Annotated in this window: 3 protein-coding genes and 1 pseudogene; 2 read left to right on the plus strand and 2 right to left on the minus strand. The window is 35.4% G+C overall.

The annotated features are described in order from the left end of the window. Positions 1–69: 69 nt before the first annotated feature. Positions 70–843, minus strand: a pseudogene (locus OZD63_RS05360) (IS110 family RNA-guided transposase); the annotation flags it as partial. A gap of 174 nt (positions 844–1,017) precedes the next feature. Between OZD63_RS05360 and OZD63_RS05365 the strand changes: the two are divergent. Further along, a complete protein-coding gene (locus tag OZD63_RS05365) occupies positions 1,018–1,140 on the plus strand; it encodes a hypothetical protein (protein WP_255324202.1) in 123 nt (40 codons plus the stop codon). Positions 1,141–1,164: 24 nt separating this feature from the next. On the opposite strand, the gene OZD63_RS05370 is transcribed toward OZD63_RS05365, so the two are convergent. Further along, a complete protein-coding gene (locus tag OZD63_RS05370) occupies positions 1,165–1,599 on the minus strand; it encodes a hypothetical protein (protein ID WP_274979844.1) in 435 nt (144 codons plus the stop codon). A 140-nt stretch (positions 1,600–1,739) separates the two neighbouring features. Here OZD63_RS05370 and OZD63_RS05375 point away from each other — a divergent pair, with 140 nt between their 5' ends. After that, a complete protein-coding gene (locus tag OZD63_RS05375) occupies positions 1,740–2,774 on the plus strand; it encodes an aspartate-semialdehyde dehydrogenase (RefSeq protein ID WP_274979843.1) in 1,035 nt (344 codons plus the stop codon). Positions 2,775–2,998 lie beyond the last annotated feature (224 nt).

Raw genomic sequence — 2,998 nt, forward strand, 5'->3', positions numbered from 1 at the left:
TAGATATACCTCTTTCTTAACTATGCTTATTTTACCTCATATTTTCGAGATCCTTAACAGGTTCTAAGGAGCTTTTCGAATACGCTCAGATCCTATTTTGCATATGCAACTTCTCTTACTTACTGACGATCCCGATTGATAATGTCCTGGCAGCAAAAGCTGTAAATTGTTTAGCATTGTCAAAGTTATCAACTGATGGCATTTCTGCGACAACAGCAACAGCAGTAAGATATCCTATACCTTTTATAGTCTTAAGGTTTTCCACCATATTTTTTAGATGTGGATAGTTATTTATATGCTCATTAATTTCTTTTTCGAGAACAATAATTTGCTCCTCTATTGCCAAAATTACTTTAGATATAGCTTCTTTGCAACTGGAATGCATATTTTTGTTTTCCAAGCGATTTGTCTGTTGCACCTTATCATCTTTTGGCAATTGCATGCAACGGTAAAGCTCCCTCAAATGCCTCATTTCAGGTGCAATGGGCTTCCAAAGAGCAGGTTTGTTGGCGATACAAAATCTAGCTATCATAGCTGCATCTGATTTATCTGTCTTATTTCTGAGCAGCTCACTTTTGCCAAAAGCTTTGATTTGGGCTGGGTTTACTATACTGACATTATGTCCTAAATCGTGCATAAAAGTAGCCAAATCTTCTCCATACCAACTAGTTGCTTCAAGACATAAATGAGTAAGATTTGCTCCATGGCCATTGCACCAAACTACAAGTTTTGCAAAACCATCTTGATTATTTTGAAAGACTTTGTGTCGTTTTTTACTGTCCACTAACAAACATCAAATTTCTTTTTTGAAATATCCACACCCAAAATAGCATTTACTTGCATAAAATTGCCTCCAAGACTATAAATAAACTGAGAGTTTAGACTAACCTTGTAATACGGGATATAATTCCAAAAGATACTGTTCAGTCTTTAACTCTATGGGAGGGAAGCAAAATCTGGCTTAATGGCATTAGTGTCGCATCAGCTTCACCCTCCCTTTGAGGTATTTTAGCTCTAATGCCTCACATCATAAAGATACAAGTGTCACGCACTGGCATGACAAGAAAGGGAGCACTGGAATTTTTGTTTCAATATTTGTACATGAGCCATGCATCTGAACAGATACAATGTTATAACTAGAGATAATTTTTAAATGATTGATATTTATGAACTACGACTTTTCTTGTTGTCCACTTGTTCAACATTACCCTTCTCAAGTTTACTATCTACTTCTTTTGTGTGTTCATCATCTATACTAGTTTCATCTTTTATCTTACTGGAGTGACCTGCTTGCGATTTTTCATATGCTTCCATTATAGGGTTACTGACGACTTCTACTTTTTCAGGTGTGAAAATCCTTGCTAAAAATCTCCCTATTATTGGTGTTGACCTTAAGAAATCTCTTAGCTTTGAAGCTTTATTTGGGGACTGTTGGTCTATTTTAGGGGTTTTTACACCATACTTTTTATCATCAAAATTTATTGTAGGCTTTCTTTTATTCGAAAGAACACTTTGGGCCTTTGATCCATTGGTTCCTTCAGGTCCTTGAGGTGTAGAAATTGCAGGTTTAACCTTAGTTTCATCGTATTCCTTACTCATCTTTCATTTCATTATGTAATATTACTAATATTGCATAATAATAGCTAAATTACAATTAATTGCAAGGTAAAAATATTAAAACAATTGTAAATTTTGTCAGTAAAAATATAATAGAACTTTGAAATTAGAGGTTCATCTATATGGGATACAAAATTGCTGTTATTGGAGCAACCGGAAGAGTAGGGCGTGAGGTATTAAGCACGCTTGCTGAATTTCAAGATGAGGCGATAGATTGCGTTATTGCACTTGCATCGAAAAAATCAGAAGGGAAGAAGGTGAGCTTTGGTGACAAAGAGTTAACAGTTTTATGCCTTGAGGATTATGACTTCGTTGGAACTAATGTAGCCATTTTCTGTGCTGGATCTCATGTTTCTGAAGAGTATGTACCAATTGCAACACAGGCTGGATGCATCGTGATAGATAACAGTTCCCATTTTAGAATGAAAGAGGGTGTGCCACTCATTATTCCAGAGATTAATAAAGAAAAAATTATGGAATATAAAAACCACAACATAATATCCAATCCAAACTGTACTACAATACAGATGCTGCTAGTACTACATCTATTACACCAAAAAGCAAAAATAAAGAGAATCGTTGCTTCAACTTATCAATCAACTTCTGGTGCAGGCAAAGCAGCAATGGATGAGCTCTATGACCAGACAAAAAAAATCTTTATGAACGAAGCTAAAAAACCCAAGATATTCTCTAAGCAAATAGCATTCAATTGCATTCCCCATGTAGGAGAATTCATGGAAAATGGTTCTACAGAAGAGGAATGGAAAATGCAAGAGGAGACAAAAAAAATTTTAGAGGAAGATATAAAAGTTACTGCAACTTGTGTAAGGGTACCCGTCTTTATCGGTCACGCTATGGCAGTAAATGTGGAATTTGGTCAACATATCACTGAAGAACAAGCTCGTGAAGTGCTAAGTGAAGCCGAAGATAGTGGAGTTTTAGTGTACAACAGGCGTGAAGATAGTGAATACATAACTCAAATTGATGTTGTACAGGAGAATGCTGTATATGTATCGCGTATTAGAAGAGACAATACTGTTGAGCACGGATTAAATATGTGGATAGTGGCTGACAACCTGCGCAAAGGCGCAGCATTAAATATAGTGCAGATTCTTGAGATTTTGATAAGAGAGCATTTGTCAATCAAGTGCATATAGAGCGCACGTACGTTGTAATTCGAAGGAAATTTGTATACCACATGGCAGCGCGTGACGCTGGAATGGCTTTGTTGCATCGCTACTTATGAAAGGCTAACTATAATTAGGATTATAAGCAACTTATTGAAAATCTTGTTTTTTTGCAATCAATCTAATCAAATTTAAGAATAGTAATTTGTTATTTATATTAATAAATTTAATTCTATTGAAAATAGCTAAAGCAT

Origin of the sequence: Wolbachia endosymbiont of Drosophila leontia (assembly GCF_028981785.1) — a bacterium.
Taxonomy (GTDB): domain Bacteria; phylum Pseudomonadota; class Alphaproteobacteria; order Rickettsiales; family Anaplasmataceae; genus Wolbachia; species Wolbachia pipientis.